Below are 399 nucleotides of genomic sequence, written 5' to 3' on the forward strand. Positions count from 1 at the left end.
TTCCATCGCCTCGTTGTACTTGTTGCGGTCCTTGTTGGTGACCGTGAAGTCGTCGTGCTCGTTGTAGAAGTCCTTGAGTTCAGGATGCGCATCGACGCGGCGCTCCAGCGTGCCCTTGTTGCGCTGGTCGGTGATCGAGACCGGCTCCTGGTCCTTCAGGGATTTCTTCCACTTCTTCTCGATTTCCGGATCCTTGGTGCCGATCGTGTACTCGCTGATGCCGTCCACGCTCACGTCCACGTGATCGGTAGTGTAGAACCAGCCGCGCCAGAACCAGTCGAGGTCCGTGCCGGAAGCGTCTTCCATGGTGCGGAAGAAGTCGGCCGGGGTCGGACGCTTGAACTTCCAGCGGCGCGCGTATTCGCGGAAGGCGAAGTCGAACAGTTCGCGGCCCAGCAC

Annotated in this window: 1 pseudogene; it reads right to left on the bottom strand. The window is 60.4% G+C overall.

The annotated features are described in order from the left end of the window. Positions 1-399 (bottom strand): annotated as a pseudogene (locus AB4Z32_RS27795) (aminopeptidase); the annotation flags it as partial.

The organism is Massilia sp. 2TAF26, from assembly GCF_052115005.1.
Classification (GTDB): Bacteria; Pseudomonadota; Gammaproteobacteria; order Burkholderiales; family Burkholderiaceae_D; genus Telluria.